Annotated in this window: 20 protein-coding genes; 17 read left to right on the top strand and 3 right to left on the bottom strand. The window is 67.7% G+C overall.

The window, feature by feature from the left end; all coding sequences use genetic code 11:
* The first annotated feature begins 30 nt into the window (after positions 1 to 30).
* The 12 genes from VGL30_RS00290 to VGL30_RS00235 all read left to right on the top strand — a co-directional run bounded on the left by VGL30_RS00290 (position 31) and on the right by VGL30_RS00235 (position 4,915).
* Complete coding sequence (locus VGL30_RS00290) at positions 31 to 261, top strand: hypothetical protein (RefSeq protein ID WP_331535578.1); 231 nt, start codon at positions 31 to 33, stop codon at positions 259 to 261.
* 8 nt (positions 262 to 269) lie between these two features.
* Positions 270 to 854 (top strand): head-tail connector protein, encoded by a 585-nt coding sequence (locus VGL30_RS00285; RefSeq protein WP_331535576.1) that lies wholly within the window; start codon positions 270 to 272, stop codon positions 852 to 854.
* Between the two features lie 6 nt (positions 855 to 860).
* Positions 861 to 1,235, top strand: a complete 375-nt coding sequence (locus VGL30_RS00280) for a hypothetical protein (protein ID WP_331535574.1) — start codon at positions 861 to 863, stop codon at positions 1,233 to 1,235.
* 78 nt (positions 1,236 to 1,313) lie between these two features.
* Positions 1,314 to 1,727: a hypothetical protein gene (locus tag VGL30_RS00275; RefSeq protein WP_331535572.1), complete on the top strand. Its 414-nt coding sequence runs from the start codon at positions 1,314 to 1,316 to the stop codon at positions 1,725 to 1,727.
* A 3-nt stretch (positions 1,728 to 1,730) separates the two neighbouring features.
* Positions 1,731 to 2,072: a phage head closure protein gene (locus VGL30_RS00270; protein WP_331535570.1), complete on the top strand. Its 342-nt coding sequence runs from the start codon at positions 1,731 to 1,733 to the stop codon at positions 2,070 to 2,072.
* Complete coding sequence (locus VGL30_RS00265; protein WP_331535568.1) at positions 2,065 to 2,517, top strand: HK97-gp10 family putative phage morphogenesis protein; 453 nt, start codon at positions 2,065 to 2,067, stop codon at positions 2,515 to 2,517. The genes VGL30_RS00270 and VGL30_RS00265 overlap by 8 nt, the downstream gene beginning before the upstream one ends.
* 3 nt (positions 2,518 to 2,520) lie before the next feature.
* Positions 2,521 to 2,787 carry a hypothetical protein gene (locus VGL30_RS00260; RefSeq protein ID WP_331535566.1) on the top strand — a complete coding sequence of 89 codons (267 nt, stop codon included), beginning with the start codon at positions 2,521 to 2,523 and terminating at the stop codon, positions 2,785 to 2,787.
* A gap of 1 nt (position 2,788) precedes the next feature.
* Entirely contained in the window at positions 2,789 to 3,199 is a 411-nt protein-coding gene (locus tag VGL30_RS00255) for a DUF3168 domain-containing protein (RefSeq protein ID WP_331535564.1), read from the top strand.
* A gap of 111 nt (positions 3,200 to 3,310) precedes the next feature.
* Complete coding sequence (locus tag VGL30_RS00250; RefSeq protein ID WP_331535562.1) at positions 3,311 to 3,727, top strand: phage tail tube protein; 417 nt, start codon at positions 3,311 to 3,313, stop codon at positions 3,725 to 3,727.
* Position 3,728: 1 nt separating this feature from the next.
* Positions 3,729 to 4,169: a hypothetical protein gene (locus VGL30_RS00245; protein WP_331535560.1), complete on the top strand. Its 441-nt coding sequence runs from the start codon at positions 3,729 to 3,731 to the stop codon at positions 4,167 to 4,169.
* Between the two features lie 47 nt (positions 4,170 to 4,216).
* A complete protein-coding gene (locus tag VGL30_RS00240; protein ID WP_331535558.1) occupies positions 4,217 to 4,393 on the top strand; it encodes a hypothetical protein in 177 nt (58 codons plus the stop codon).
* A gap of 63 nt (positions 4,394 to 4,456) precedes the next feature.
* Positions 4,457 to 4,915: a hypothetical protein gene (locus VGL30_RS00235; protein WP_331535556.1), complete on the top strand. Its 459-nt coding sequence runs from the start codon at positions 4,457 to 4,459 to the stop codon at positions 4,913 to 4,915.
* A gap of 14 nt (positions 4,916 to 4,929) precedes the next feature.
* Here the strand turns inward: VGL30_RS00235 and VGL30_RS00230 are convergent, their stop codons facing one another.
* From VGL30_RS00230 to VGL30_RS00220, 3 genes are all read right to left on the bottom strand, one after another.
* The gene (locus VGL30_RS00230) at positions 4,930 to 5,145 is read right to left on the bottom strand and encodes a hypothetical protein (protein WP_331535554.1); all 216 of its coding nucleotides are present in this window, start codon (positions 5,143 to 5,145) and stop codon (positions 4,930 to 4,932) included.
* Positions 5,146 to 5,231: 86 nt separating this feature from the next.
* Complete coding sequence (locus tag VGL30_RS00225) at positions 5,232 to 5,597, bottom strand: helix-turn-helix domain-containing protein (RefSeq protein WP_331535552.1); 366 nt, start codon at positions 5,595 to 5,597, stop codon at positions 5,232 to 5,234.
* An 11-nt stretch (positions 5,598 to 5,608) separates the two neighbouring features.
* Positions 5,609 to 5,911, bottom strand: coding sequence for a type II toxin-antitoxin system HigB family toxin (locus VGL30_RS00220; protein ID WP_331535550.1), 303 nt, complete (start codon positions 5,909 to 5,911; stop codon positions 5,609 to 5,611).
* Between the two features lie 135 nt (positions 5,912 to 6,046).
* Between VGL30_RS00220 and VGL30_RS00215 the strand changes: the two genes are divergently transcribed.
* The 5 genes from VGL30_RS00215 to VGL30_RS00195 all read left to right on the top strand — a co-directional run.
* On the top strand, positions 6,047 to 10,117 hold the full coding sequence (locus tag VGL30_RS00215; protein ID WP_331535548.1) for a hypothetical protein: 4,071 nt from the start codon (positions 6,047 to 6,049) through the stop codon (positions 10,115 to 10,117).
* Entirely contained in the window at positions 10,117 to 11,166 is a 1,050-nt protein-coding gene (locus tag VGL30_RS00210) for a hypothetical protein (RefSeq protein ID WP_331535546.1), read from the top strand. Before VGL30_RS00215 ends, VGL30_RS00210 begins: the two co-directional genes overlap by 1 nt.
* 3 nt (positions 11,167 to 11,169) lie before the next feature.
* Positions 11,170 to 12,045 (top strand): hypothetical protein, encoded by an 876-nt coding sequence (locus tag VGL30_RS00205; RefSeq protein ID WP_331535544.1) that lies wholly within the window; start codon positions 11,170 to 11,172, stop codon positions 12,043 to 12,045.
* A complete protein-coding gene (locus tag VGL30_RS00200; protein ID WP_331535542.1) occupies positions 12,046 to 12,750 on the top strand; it encodes a hypothetical protein in 705 nt (234 codons plus the stop codon).
* Between the two features lie 22 nt (positions 12,751 to 12,772).
* Positions 12,773 to 13,606: hypothetical protein (locus VGL30_RS00195; protein WP_331535540.1), on the top strand; the 834-nt coding region annotated here is incomplete at its 3' end.

Raw genomic sequence — 13,606 nt, 5'->3', positions numbered from 1 at the left:
CGCGCCGCATCTTCAGCAGCGAGCGAAATCATGCCCATCCTGAACCTGGCGTCGCGGTTCCTGTACGACGTGGGCGGCGATTGCCGCCTGTTCGCGGCGGGATCGCAGAACCTGCCGGAACCCTACGCGTCGGCGGCCATTGCGGCCGGCTTGGCGGCGCCGGCTGCGGCGCCCGCCGAGGAACCCGCGCCGGCTCCCGCTCCGAAGCCCGCGCCGAAGGTGGCCGAGTCCCCGGAACCGCCCGCTGCGGCTGACGCCTGAGCTGCCGCATGTCGGTTCGCGTCATCACGCCGCCCACGGAGACAGTGACCGCGGTCGACGAAGCGAAACTGCATCTGCGGATCGACGCGTCAGACGAAGATGATCTCGTCGACGCGCTAACCTGGGCGGCCCAAGGCCAGATCGAGGCGACGACGCAGCGGCGCTACTGCGCGCAAGTCTTGGAGTGGGTGCGGGACTGCTGGGGTGACCAGATGGTTCTGCCGGTGGCGCCGGGGACTGACTGCAGCAAGATCACGGTCGTGAGCGTCAAGTATGTCGATACCACCGGGGCGCTGCAGACGCTGGATCCCAACCTCTATTGGGTTCGCCCGCACGGTCCGACGCTGGCTGTTGTCCGGCGCTGGTTTACGATCTGGCCCTGGCTCGGCGACGGCGCGGAGCGGGTGGTCATCCGCTTTTCGATCGCCAGCACCGCAGGCGACGCCCCGTTCACCGTCAAGGCCGCCGCCAAGCTGCTGATCGGCCACTTCTATGCTCACCGCGAAGCCGTCGTCGGCGTCGACAACCGCGACTCCTCCGCCCCCCTCCCCATCGGTGTCGAGCAGTTGCTCAATGCCGAACGCTGGGACTGACCCGCCATGTCCGACCACCACCCTGACGCCCCGGTCCGCGAGGTCCTGGCGGCGCAAGCCCTCGCCATCGACCGCCTCACCCAAACCCTCAGAAGGATCTCCGACGCCATGACCGTTCAGTCCGAAGCCGCTCTCGCCGCTGTTGGCGCCCTGGTGGCGGCCGCCCATACCGCAGCCGGCGAAATCACCCAGTTGAAGGCCGACAAGGCCGCGCTGCTCACCGAGAACGAGGGCCTGAGGGCCGCGGCCGAAGATCCGGCGGCGATGAAGACCATCATCGACAGCGCCAAGGCGGCCACCGTGGAGCTGACCGGCGAAGCGCCGGCGCTCCAGGGCCAGTCGGGCGAAGACCCGCAGCCCGAGCTGCAGCCCGAGGGCTGAGCCCCGCCGCCATCCATCCTGAAGGCAAGGCGAACGCCGTTCGCCTTGCACCCCCTCATCAAATTCTAGGAGACCATCATGGCCGACATCGTGGTAACCGCTGCCAGCGTCCTACCGGGCGCAGGCGCCGTCATCGCTCAGGGCACCGCCGGGGAAACCATCACCGCCGGCCAGGCCGTGGCGCTGAACAGCGCGACCGGGCTCTACATGAAAGCCGACGCCGACAACGCGACCGCGGCGTTGCGCGTCGCGGCCGGCATCGCACTGTGCGGCGCCTCCAACGGCCAGCCGATCTCGGTGCAGACTGCGGGCAAGGTGACGCTGAACGCCGCGCTGACGGCCTCCGAGCCGTTTTTCCTGAGCGCGACGGCTGGCGGCATCTGTCCGAAGGCCGATATCGCCACCGGCATGTACACCCAGCTGATCGGCATGGCGGACTCCACCACGGTGCTGAACCTCGGCTTCTGCTCCAGCGCCGCGGCGCACGCCTAAGCCATGCAGGCCGGCGACCTGGCCTGGCGGCTGCAGATCCTCCGCAAAGCCGTCACCCAGAACGCCCTCAACGAAGACGTCGAGACCTGGCCGGTGCTGGCCACGGTCTGGGCGTCCAAGGCGGACGTCAGCGATGGCGAGCGGGTGCGGGCCGAGGCGGTCTGGGCCAGCATCACCACCAGGTTCGTGATCCGGCGCTCGACGCTGACGGAATCGATCACGCCGCTGGACCGCGTCCAGTGCGATGGCCGGCCCTACAACGTGGTCGGCAAGAAGGACGTCGGCCCACGGCGCGAAGCCTTCGAACTGACCGCGGTGGCGCGGGCGGAGATCCCCAGTGGCTGAGCTCTTCAAGGTCGAGGGGCTGAAGGAGCTCGATGACGCCCTGTCTCTCCTTCCGGAGGCGACGGCGAAGAACATCCTGCGCCGGGTCGGCCGCCAGGCGCTGGAGCCGGTGGACGAAGCCTGGCGGGCCAACGCGCCGTACCTGACCGGCGCCCTCGCCGACAGCGGCGCGATCGGCTCGAAGCTCTCCCGCCGGCAACGCGCACTGCACCAGTCGGAGTCGACGGTCGAGGTGTTCGCCGGCCCGGGTCCGAACCCGCAGGCGATCCAGGACGAGTTCGGCAACCAGCACCAGCACGCCCAGCCGTTCCTCACCCCGGCCTGGGAGGGCAACAAGGCCAAGGTGCTGGACATCGTGAAGCAGCTGCTGCGGGTCGAGATCGACAAGGCCGCGGCCCGCGCGGCGCGCAAGGCGGCGCGGCTGATCGCGAAGAACGGAGGGTGAGCGATGACGCAGATAACCGTGACCTTCTCTCTGGAAACCGAGCTCATGGCGGACGTGCTCGACGCCCTTCAAAGGGCGGCGCATGCCATCGTCCGTCGCCACGGCGCGGCGTTTCGCAGGCTGGATCGGAAGATCAGCGCGATCGTAGAGGGCGTCTCGCCGATCGACGCTCCAACGCTGCAATACCTGGGCGATGGCCGGTTCGTGCTGATCCCGCCCCGGCAGCTCATGGATATCGTCAATGAGGCGCACAGCCTCGGCGTGATCTGACGTGGAAGAGCTGCTGGTCGCCTACCTCCTGGCCAACGCCGGGCTCGCGGCGCTGGCCGGGACCCAGATTAAGTGGGCGGTGCTGCCGCAGGGCGGGACCCTGCCGGCGGTGGCGATGATCGAGGCCGGGGCCAGGCGGACCCGCTCGCTCGACGGCCGCGACAAGCTCACCGGCTACCGCATCCGGTTCAGTTGCTGGGGCGAGACTTTCGCCTCCGCGGTGGCCACGAAGCGGGCGCTGATCGTGGCGCTGGACGGGCTGCGCGCCGCGCCGTTCCGCGGCGTCGATCTGCAGGGCGACATGCCGAGCCTGGTGGACGCCGCCACGGATGGTCCAGCCGCCAGCAACGGCTCCGACATCTTCCACCGCGCCGGCTTCGACGCGCTGATCTGGTTCGAAGACCAGTTCTGAATCCCTGAATTTCCCGCCGGCCCAGGCCTGGCGAGGCGCCCCAACCCGCCCTTCGGCAAGGCGAAAGGCCCGTCGCGATGACGCGCCCATCCTTCAAATGGAGCCTCCACCATGACGACGGCCATCATCGGCTATGGGTCTACGTTCTCGGTCGAGACGGCCCCCGGCTCCGGCAGCTACACCGCGCTTGGCGAAGTGACGGACATCACGCCGCCGAACAACCAGATCGACCAGATCGAAGCGACGCACATGGCCTCGCCGGGCCGGGTGAAGGAGTTCATTCCGGGTCTGACCGACCTTGGCGACATGACCGTGGCGATGAACTACGTGCCGTCCAACGCGACGGACACCTTCCTGCTGGCGTGGCGCGCGGACGGCACCACCCGCGCCTGCAAGATCACCTACCCCAACGCCCACACCGACGTGTTCCAGGGCTTCCTGAAGGGCTACGCGCCGACCCTACAGACCGCGGCCAAGGCCTCGGCCACGCTGACGGTCCGCGTCGCTGGCGCCGTGACCCGCGTCTAGCATGGTCAGCTCGCTCAAAGGTGAGACCGGCTTCAGTATCGAGGGTCAGGAGTTTGTCCTGGTCTTCGACGTCTATGGCCTGTCGGCAATGGAGGGTCGCCTGGAACTGAGCGCCGGCGAGGTCGTCGCCAAGCTCAGCCAGAACCCGCCGCTGAAGCTGATCGCCGCGGTGCTGTGGACCGGCTTGCGCGAGCGCCACCCGAACATCACCGAGGAGGACGCCATGGCGTTCATCCCGCACATGGGGACGATCATCAAGGCGGTGACGCTGTGCATCAACGCCATCTCCAGCGTGTTCCCGACCGCCGGGGAGGGCGATGACGCGGACCCTCGGAAAGCGGCGGCCGATGGGACTGGCTCGGGCTATTCCGCACCTGGTGCCGTCTCCGCGTCGGTCCGCCGGACGCGTTCTGGAAGCAAACCCCGCGCCTCCTCGACATAGCCCTGACCGCGGCGCTGGACGCCATGGACGATGACCGGCGGCAGGGGATGACCGAGGCATATTATTCCGGCGTCATCGCCAAGTCGGCGAAAACCCCGCCGCTGGAGGATTTCCTGCCGAAGAAGCGGGCGGAAAAGGCCAGGCCTCCTGCCGAGCCCAAGACACCGGAGCAGCTGCAGGCGGTGATGTTCCAGTGGGCGTTCGCGACCGCCACGCTGCAGTGAGGGAGTGGACAACCGCAAGCGGTGCATTACCTATAGGCGATGCGCTGCTGGGCTGTATTCGGATTGGTGCTGCTAGGAATTTCACCAGAGGCCGCTGCGGCTAGCAATGCTCTGCGCATTGAAAGCCGCGTCTATGAGGCGGAAGGCGAGCCTTCCGGCCTAGCCCGTCGCGCCGTTGTCTGTATCGGGCAGATCGTCAAGCCTGGCCTAATCACAGCGCCCACCATTGTCGCGACGGACATTGCGGGCGGGACGGTCGTCGCCAATAGTTCGTTCCATTTTGATGATTTGCATTTCTTCTCGACCCCTTACACCGTCCGCTCAACGATGACGTTCGAGGCGAAGTCGGGACGCTTCCGTATCGTTCACACCGATACGGCGGTGCTGGACGAATCCGCGCTAGATCTCGGATGGGCGCCGGCCTACCAAAACGTCAAGCTTTACGGCGCCATAGAGGGCCGTCTCCAGAGCCTCAGTGGTCAGGTTGCCGCTTGCGTGAAGGCCGTGCCCGCCGACTGGTGAGACGCCCGGCGGCCCTAGGGGAAACCGGGTAGCGTCGGCATCGCGGTGGCTTGCTGATCGGCCGCGTGGACGATGAAGATGGCCATCCCCAGGCACCCGATGAACGTCAGCAGGCCGATCAGCTTGACGGCGGACTTCTCCGCCTCCGGCGCCATAAGCGCGATCTGAAATGAAATGCAGCCCAAGGCGACAACGCCCGCTGCGCAAATCCAGATCAAGATCTCCAGCATCTGCTCTCGCCTCTCCGTGACTGGGCGGCCCGGTCGCTACGAAATAGGTGTAGTCGCGGGTCGTCTTGGTTTTTGGGTATTTGCCGTCACGCGCGCTCCATGTCGCCGACCAATGCGGCGGCCGGGATGCGCCATTCGCGGGCCAGCAGGCGGATATTGTCGAGCGTCAACTCACGCTTTCCGTTCATGATCTCGGAGGCGCGAGAACGGGATCCAAGCAGGCCGGCCAGGTCCTTCTGGGTGCGGTCGCCTTGCTCCATCATGAACTTGAGCATGTCCAGTGGAGCGACGCGGGTCGCCGGATAGATCTTTTCCTCGTACTTGTGGACAAGGACCGCGAGGATTTCGAGGCGGTCGCCATCGTCGGTCCCGACCTCCGCGTTCCAAAGGCGGTCGATTTCGCGCAGCGCGGCTTCGTGGTCCGCATCGCTACGAATGGGTTGGATTTCCATAGCTGTGCTCCTCAGAACTGGGCGACGGTGGCGGCGTCGATGCGGTCGTATTCCGCATGCGTGCCGATGAACTTCACGAACGCCCACTGGCGCCCGAAATTGAACGAAACGATCAGGCGGTAGTCTCCGCCCGATATTTGAAACCGCGCACGGTCTCCATTGATCGCCTTCGAATTGGCGAAAGCGCGGACCACTTCGTCCATCGTGGCCCACTCGCCCGCCCGAAGAGCAACGATCCAGCGATCAACCGAACTCGTCACCACCGGATGCTTGGCGGCGTAGCGGCGAAGGGTGCGTTCGGTGACCAAGTGCATGAACACTTTATACCCTGTTCCCAATTTTGGAACAAGCGATTTGTTCCAAAACGTGGAACGTCTGGGCTGTGCGGGTGACCCACCGTCCCATCCCCAACCAACGCGCGCACCGACGCAATTTCCTGGGAGCGGCGAATGAGCGTATCCGACGCGGCCGTGATCGGCGCCCTGCGGGTCAGCCTGGGCCTGGACTCGGCTCAGTTCGAAGCCGGCCTCAAGGGCGCGCGCGAGAAACTGGGCGGGTTCAAGCACGACATCGAGAAGATCGACCTCGGCGGCGCTCTGAAATCCGTCTTCGACACCTCGCGGGTGAAGTTGTTCGAAGAGGGCGCGGTTCAGCTCCGTGTATTCGGCAGCGCGCTGGAAAAGCTGGGCGGGATCGGCATCGCGGCCGGCGTGGCGATCGGCGGCGCAGCCTTGGCCTTCGAGGAGGCGAAGAAGGCGTTCGAGTCCGGTGACGCAATCTACAAGGCGGCGGAGCGTCTTCACGTCACGACGGACGCCCTGCAGGAGTTCAGGCTCGCCACCCGCGCGGCGGGCGGCGACATGGCCGGGGCCGACGCCGCCATCGGGGACTTCAGCGTCACGCTCGGCAAGGCGTCGGCGGGGCTGCCCAAATCCTTGCGGGCGTTCCAGGAACTGTTCGGCAAGAACTTCACCGCCGACGATGTGAAGCGGCTCGGCGACACCGGCGAGGCGCTGCAGACCATCACCGACAAGATCGCGAAGCTGGGCAGCAACACCCAGAAGGACGCGGTCATTCAGCAGCTCGGCCTGGAGGGCATGAAGCCGCTGATCGAGGGCGGCTCCGAAGCGATGGCGCATTTCCTCGAGGAGGCGAAGGCCTCCGGGCAGGTGATGGACAGCGGGGTGCTGAAGCACGCCCATGAAATGAACGATCAGTTCGAAAAGCTGACCGGCCGGATCGGCGTCGACCTCAAATCCGCGTTCGTCGAGCTCGGCCCCGCCCTGCTCAAGATCGTGGGCGCTGCGGCCTCGCTGGCCGACGAGATCGCCAAGATCGTCGATGCTCTGTCCAGCATCGAGAACAAAACGACGGCGGGCCTCAAGTCGAACATCGTCAACGCCTCGCAGCAACGCGACGACCTGGTGGCGAAATTCGGTCCCGAGACCTTCAAGGCGTCGCCGCAGCGCCGTGGCGTCCAGGTCACCTTCGACAGCCTGAGCAAGATCATCGAGGAGTCCGGCGCCGAACTGTCCGTCCGGGCCAAGGACCAGCCGGCGGCGAGCGGCACGGCCAACCTGATCGATACGACCAAGCATCATCAAAAAACCGACCAGTCCGACACGGCGATCGATGCAGCGGTGAAGGCGGAGCTTGCGGCCCGGCTCGCCCTGACCGGCGACATCAACGAGATCGCCCGCATCAAGGGACTCGAGATCGACGCCGAGACCCGGGCCGCGCGCGACCGGCTCGCCCAGCAAGTGAAGTCCGGCAGCGTGAAGCCCGCTGCGGCGGCGAAGATCTCCGATCTGATCCAGGCCACGGACGACGAGAAAAAGCAGGCCCTCGCCCGCGAAACGGTGACGAAGCTCGATCAGCAGGAGATCGCCCAGCGCCAGACGACGGCCAGCTATACCGACAAGATCGCATCGATCACGGCGGGGCTGGCCTCGAGCGCCGCCGCGCGCAACACCATCGAGACCAGGCGCCTGGCCAGCGACCAGGCCGACGAGACGGACCGGGTCTCGCGGGAGACCGCCGAAAGGGTCACCGCCGGCGAAATCGACGAAGCGGAACGCCAGCGCCGCCTGGCGCTGCTCGCCCAGGCTCAGAGCGCCGAGCAGGACGCGCAGGCGCAGCAGAACCGCCGGCGCCTGTCCGACGAAGCCGCCGCCAAGGACAAGGACGCCCTCGCCCTCCAGACGGACATCCTCTCCGCCCAGGCCGCGTTGACCCAATCCGGCTTCGCGCGCGCCGTCATCGAGCAGAAGATCCTCCTCTTGCAGCAGGAAGAGGAGCGCCAGCACGTCGAACTGGTCGCCAACCGGGGGCTGGAGCTCGGCTACTCGGCCGAGGAGGTGCGGGCCGCGAAAGACCGGCTGGCGGCCCTGCCGAAGATCCAGGCGGATCAGCGGCGGCTCGCCGCGCAAAATATCAGCCTCGTCGATGCTGTAAGCGAGGCCATCAACGCGGTTGGCAACTTTAAGTCGGCCATCTCCAACCACGATTGGGCTGGGATCTTCAACAGTCTCCAGCAGACCATTGAACTGATCAGGTCGTCGTTCAAGGCGAACGGGTTGCTCGGCGGCCTCGCCACCGCCGGAACAGTGGCCGGATCGCTGATTGGTGGGAGAACCGGTAACGCCATCGGTGCAGGGGCCGGCATCGCCGGGCTCGGCATCGCCGCAGGCGGCTATCTGGCGTCCAGCGCCCTGGGGGCTTCTGCCGCCGCCGCCGTTGGTCAGGCCGCGTTGCTGGGCACCAGCGCCGGCCTCGCGCCGCTGGTGGGCACCCTTGCGGCGGCGCTGCCGGTGATCGGTATCGTGGCCGGCGCGGCGGTGCTGCTCTCGTCGCTGCTCGGCGGCAAGCCGACCAACGCCGGCGCCGGCATCGACCTGACCACGGGCGCGCTCAGCGGCGACAAGCGTACCTCGGAGACTGAACAGGCCGCCAAGACGGCGGCGGACGCGATCCTGCAGGGCGAGACGGCCCTGAAGGCGGCCGGCATCACCCTCGGCCAGACGATCACCGGCCTGGTGGTCGGCACCCGCGACCAGTCGCAGATCTACACCTCGGCCGGCAAGACGCTGAAGACCGCGGTGGGCGACGGCGCGGCGGCGGTAGAGGCGGCGCTGAAGGCCACGCTGGAGGGCGCGACCTACGTCGACGACACCCAGAAGAAGCTCGTCGAGTCGATGCTGGCGACCGGCAAGAGCTTCGACGAGATCAACACCGCTCTGCAAGGCTTCGCCGCCGCCCAGACCCTGAAGCAGGCCCTATCCGACGCCATCCTCCAGATCACCGATCCGCAGGCCTACGACCTTTCCCAGGTCCAGAAGAACATCGACGACCAGGCCAAGCAGTTCCAGGCCGCCGCCGACGCGGGCTACATCACCGCCGACGCCCTCGCCGGCCTGACCACCCAGCTGGCGACTCTCAAGGGCCTGCAGATCGACCAGGTGATGGCGAAGTACGCCAGCGCCATCGACCAGGCCGCGCAGAGCGCCGTCGACAACGCCCGCGGCGTCCTGCAGACCGCCTATGACGCCCAGGCCTCGGCGATCCAGGGGTCCATCAACCAGTTCCAGTCGCTGGCCGACGCGCTCGCGGCCTACCAGGACACGCTGACGGGGCAGGGGGCCACGCCCGCGGCCAATTTCGAGCAGCTGAAGCGCGACTTCCAGAACACCTCGAGCCTGGCTGCCCAGGGCGATCCGGGTGCGTTGGGCAGGCTGCAATCGGTCTCCGACGCCTATCTGAGGGCCGCCCAGGCCGTCGAACCCACGGCGGAGGCCTACGCCAAGGATCTTGCCGCGGTGCGCCGGTCGGTCTCCGACGCGCTGAAGGCCGACGAGGCGCAGATCAATTACCAGAGGGCCCAGCTCGACGCCCTGAACAAGGAAGTCGACGGCCTGCTGACGGTGAACACCAGCGTGCTGTCGGTGAGGGACGCCGTGGTGGCGCTGCAGGCCGCCCTGGCGGCGCTGGGCTCCAGGGGGGCCGCCGCCGGCGTTCCCGCGTCCTTCGGCCAGCCGGGCACGGCGCAGTTCGCGGTGAGCGCCCTGGCGGCGCTGGGCCCGACGGCCGCCGCCGGGCCGTTCGACGCGGGCAAATACCTCGCCGACAACAAGGACGTGGCCAAATACGCCGCCGACCACGGGCTGGATCCTGCAGCCTTCGCCGCCCAGCACTACGCCGGCACCGGCCAGTTCGAGATCGCCGCCGGCCTGCGCAAGTTCGCCGGCGGCGGCCAGTTTAAGGTCGGCGGCGTCGGCGGCGTGGACAGCCAGCTGGTGCAGTTCATGGCCAGCCCGAACGAGACGGTGACGGTCGCTAATCCGGGGCAGGATTGGGGCGGGACCGGGAGTGCGGCGATGGCCGGAGCGATCGCCCAGCTTTCCCAGCGGATCGCGGCCAACGAGACGCACGCCGCCAAGACCGCCAGACGCATCGACGACCTGTTCCTTCTGATGCGCCGGGTGACCCGCGACGGGGATTCGCTGGTGACGGTCGCCGCCTGATGCGCGTCCTGCCGCCGCTCACGATCACCGACGCATTGCTGACCTCGTCCACCGTCCCTGAACTCGCCCCTGCGGCCTATGCGGGCGGCACGACCTACGCCCTGGGCGATCAGGTCAGCGTCGCCGCCGGGCTGATCCTCACCGTCTACCAGTCGCTGCAGGCCGGCAACGTCGGCCACACTCCGGCCTCCTCGCCGACATGGTGGGTGTCGCTGGGCACGACTTACGCGCCCTGGAGCTCCGGAACGACCTACGCTGTGGGCGATGTCGTGCTCGATGCGACGAACCACGTCGAATACACCAGCCTCGCCGCCTCGAACCTCAACCACGCCGTGACCGACACGGCCTGGTGGTTGTCGGCCACCTCAAACCGCTGGCGGATGTTCGATCTGCTGCGCAACACCGGCGCCACCGGTCCGTCGCCGATGACGGTGGTGATCACGCCCGGCCAGCGGATCGACTCCGTTGGCCTGGTCGGTCTGGTCGCCGACAGCGCAACCGTCACCCTCACCGTCGCCGGGATGACCGTCTATTCCAAGACGATCAACCTGTCGTCGCGCAACACCACCAGCTGGTACACCTACTTCTTCGGCGCGTTCACCTTCAAGTCCGTCGTCGGCCTGTTCGACCTGCCGCCCTACACCAACGGCGTGGTCTCGGTGACCCTGACACGGGCCGGCGGCCTCGTTACCTGCGGCGGCTTGCTGGTCGGGACCTCGGTCTATCTGGGCCGCACGCTCTACAACCCCGACAATGATGCGCTGAACTTCTCGACCATCGACCGAGACCTGTTCGGCAACGCCACGCTGGTGCAGCGCCGGACGGTCCCCAAGGTCAACGTCCAGATCCGCGCGACCAAGGCCAGCGTCAACAGCGCCATCGCCCTGCGCACGCTGCTGAACGCCGTGCCAGCGCTGTGGTCGGGCCTCGACGACAGTGAGGACGCCTATTTCGAGCCCCTACTGATCCTGGGCGTCTACAAGCGGTTCACCGTCAACATGGACCTGCCCGACTACGCCCTGATTACGTTGGAATTAGAGGAAGTGTAGCCCGTGCCGACGCTGACCACGCCTCCCTCCAGCAGCGATCCGACCACCTTCGACGCCCGCGGTGACGCCTTTCTGGGCGAGCTCCCGGCCTTCGAGGTGGAAATGCTGGCGGTCGGCGCCCAGGCGACCGCCGACGCCGCCACGGCTTCTGCCGCCTCCGCGTCCGCGGCGGCCAACGCCACCATCGCCAGTAACGCCGCCTCGGCCGCCGCGGCCAGCGCCACGACGCAGACCACCTCCGCCACCAGCCTGACGATCACCAACGGCGCCTCGCGGACCTTCCTGGGCGTCTCGGGAAGCCTGACCCTGGTCAAGGGCATGTACATGCTGGCCGCCTCCTCGGCCAATCCCGACACCTACTGGATGTCGGGCCGGGTGCTGAGCTATTCCGGCACGACGCTCGTGGTCTCCATGGACAACGCCTATGTAGCGAACCTGGGGGCGGCCAGGGCCGACTGGGTCATTTCCCTCGCAGTGGCCGGCGGGCGCCCCTCCGCGGTCCCGGCGGATGTCTATGCGGCCACGGCCGGCGTGTCCCTGGACCCGGCCACGCTGATCGCGGGGACGGCCCCGCAATCGGTCACCTATGCCTCGACCATCGCCTGGGACGTCGCCACCAAGGGCTATTCGATCAAGGCGACGCTGACCGGCGACATCGTCATCGGCGCGCCCTCGGTGCTGCGCGACGGGATGACCTATCGCATCAAGCTGAAGCAGGACGGGGCCGGCGGCCACGCCCCGACCTTCAACGCCATCTACAACTGGGGCGACGCCGGCGTGCCGGACGTCAATACCGGCGCGAATGTCGTCTCGATCTTCGCGGGCGACTATGACGCCGACGACGGCGTGATCTACATGAACCATCGCCGCGGGGCCTAGATGTTCCCGTTCTTCCAGCCGTGTCTGCTCGCGGGCGCCGGCTTCACGCGGCCATCGACTCCCGTCGCCGGCGGCGCCCGCAACAACGCCACGGAGAGCACCGCGCTCAATCTCGCCGGCGCGGCGGTCGGCGATTACATCCTGTTCTTCGCCGTCGCGGCTGCGGCGACGATCTCCGGCGGCGACGGGGCCTGGGAAATCGCCAGCACGCCGATCCGCAAGCTCAGCAAGCGGCTGACGGCGGCCGATCTGGCGGCCGGCGCGCTCACCTGCGGTTTCTACCCGTGGGCGTTCGCCGTCTACCGCAAGCCTCGCGGGCATCAACAGGCGGCTACCGCCACCGTCGCCAACGCCGACCTGGTCGTCCCCGGGTTTAGCAAGAGCAGCCACTCGGCCGGCGTCGTCGCGGCCGTGCACACCTCGGGGCCGTTTACGGCGCTGGCCGCGCCAAGCGGATGGACGGCGCGGCAGACCGCGGCGGATGGCGGCGGGTTCGCCTACGACGTGATCGCCATCTACGACCTGCTGTCGCCGGGGATCTACGTCAACGGGACGTCGGTGACGTTCACTCCGGGCACGGGCAAGGCGCTGACCGGCTGCCTGGAGGAGCTACTGAACTCCGGCTCAGGCGGCGGCGCAGGCCCCGGCGGTCCGGAAGGGACCACCGACTTTTCCGAAGCCGGCAACCCACTGATGGGCGTCTAACGTTTCCACTCTGAAAGGCTCCATGATGAAGCACCTCCGGTCCCTCGGAGCGCGGGCGCTTGCGTGTCTGGCGCTCGCCTTCGCCAGCCCGGCGCTGGCCGACAACCAGACCGCCAAGAACGCCAGTTCGACGACCTTCTCCTTTTGCACGAAGACGGTGGCCGGCGTCGAACACTACTGCCATGTGGCGGAGGGCTACACCGGCTCGGCCTATGTGCCGTTCCTGGTCGACTCGGCCGGCCGGCTGAACATCAACGTCAATGGCTCCGTGACGGTCGTCGGCGGCGCGGCGAGCGGCTCGCCGCCGTCCGGCAACCCGAACCTGATCGCCGGCTCGGACGGGACCGCCGTGCACACCATCGGAGCGTACATCCCAGGCGACGCCTTCTCGACCGCGCCCTACGGCATCGCCACCACCGGCCGCAACATGGTCTACAACGGGACCAGCTGGGACATGCAGCGGGCCGCGGCGCACGGCTATAACGCCACGGGGATAGGCCTGACCGCCGCCGCCCTGACGGCCGAGTTCGACGACGTTTCGCCCACCACCGTCACCGAGAACCAGTTCGGCACGGTGCGGATGAACGCCGACCGCGCCTTGTATGTGGCCAGCGATCCGGCCGCCCCGATCGTCATCGCCTCGACGGTCGCCAACCCGGCCTCCACCCTCACCCGGCCGGCCGACACCACGCCCTACGCCGCCAACGACCTGGTGGCCTCGTCCACCACGGCGGGCTCCGTGACGGTCCCCAGCTTCACCGCGACCCGGGTCGCCGCCGGCTCCTTCCGCGTGGCCGAGCTGCGGCTGGCCAGCAACCACACCACCGGCCTTTCCGGCGTGCAGGTGACGGTGCGG

This window comes from Phenylobacterium sp. (assembly GCF_036502675.1).
GTDB lineage: Bacteria > Pseudomonadota > Alphaproteobacteria > Caulobacterales > Caulobacteraceae > Phenylobacterium.
This window is presented reverse-complemented; position numbering and strand designations above follow the sequence as displayed.